Genomic DNA, 1,333 nt, shown 5'->3' with positions numbered 1-1,333 from the left:
TGATGTATGGAATCCACTCCCTCTCTGCCAGTCTACACTTAGCAGAGTGCCATTATAACGAGGGCTCCAATATGTTGACTAAAAATGTTATCGCTATCGACCTAGCAAAAAATGTTCTGCAAGCCTGCCATATCAGTGTTCACGGTGAGATGCTGTCCAATAAACCTCTAAGTCGACAGAAAATGAAAGAGTTTCTTGCCAAGGCTAAGCCTTCCATTGTCGCAATGGAAGGGTGTTGCGGATGTCATTATTGGGGTCAGTTAGCTCAAAAGTTTGGACACGAAGTGCGGATTATCAACCCGAAGAAAGTGAAAGGCTACCTAGAAGGACATAAAACTGATCATAATGATGCCCTTGCTATCGCTAATGCCGCTATCCAAATTGGTATCAAGTACAGCCGTCCAAAGTCATTAGAACAACAATCTATGCATTCATTAGAAACCAGCCGTAGGTTCTTATCTCGTAGTGTGGTTTCCTTAGGGCTTCACATTAGAGGGACGATTTTGGGCTACGGGATAGCAAACCCTAGAGGTGAAAAAGGTTTAAAAGCGTCGGTTCAAACAGTACTTGATGGAGAGACCTCAATACCAGCAAATGTTGTATCCGTTCTGTCCATGTTGTGGGAGCAATATAAAGAACTGAAAGCAAAACTCATCGCGTTCGAAAAAGAGAAAAATGCTTTAACCCGCCAGATAGAACCATGCCAACGATTAATGGAAATTGAAGGTGTTGGTGAAACAACAGCTGCGATGCTCTATACAACTCTTGGTGATGGAAAGCAGTTCAAGAATGGAAGACAAGCTTCAGCGTTTGTTGGTCTTACACCCAAACAACACAGTTCAGGTGGCAAGGTCTTTATGATTGGGATCGATAAATGCGGTGGAGTGAAGGAGCTACGCTCCCTTCTCTATCTTGGTGCAATGTCTTACGTTGGACGACTCCCCGAAAAACCGAAGACTCAAAAGGATGCTTGGTTGAGGAGTATCATAGATCGTATCGGCTTCAAGAAGGCCTGCATTGCACTGGCGAACAAAGTGGTACGGACTGCGTGGGCAATGCTTCGGTATGAGACTGAATACAAACCAGTATTACTTACTAATTAATCACTAACAAATTCTAAAATTTTACAAAATGATGAAGCATAAAAGGTAAGACCAACCTACTGAAAACCTGGCCGTTCTGTCATGCTAAGCAAGCTGCTAACTCGATAAGGACAGTAGGTGCGCAAAACATCAAAGGCTAGAAGGTAGCTCCTTCAATAAGAAGCCGAATATACGACCGCATCTTAACTTTTATTACCAAAATCACTTTGTAAATACGTGGATTCCATATA

Annotated in this window: 1 protein-coding gene; it reads left to right on the top strand. The window is 42.8% G+C overall.

Annotated features, from left to right (window positions below):
• Window positions 1-71: 71 nt before the first annotated feature.
• Window positions 72-1,103: an IS110 family transposase gene (locus AB6D80_RS24980; RefSeq protein WP_017100620.1), complete on the top strand. Its 1,032-nt coding sequence runs from the start codon at window positions 72-74 to the stop codon at window positions 1,101-1,103.
• Window positions 1,104-1,333 lie beyond the last annotated feature (230 nt).

It is taken from the genome of Vibrio sp. 10N.247.310.17 (assembly GCF_041466605.1).
Taxonomy (GTDB): domain Bacteria; phylum Pseudomonadota; class Gammaproteobacteria; order Enterobacterales; family Vibrionaceae; genus Vibrio; species Vibrio tasmaniensis_A.
The sequence above is the reverse complement of the archived record's forward strand: the minus strand, read 5'-3'. Positions and strand labels throughout refer to the sequence as shown.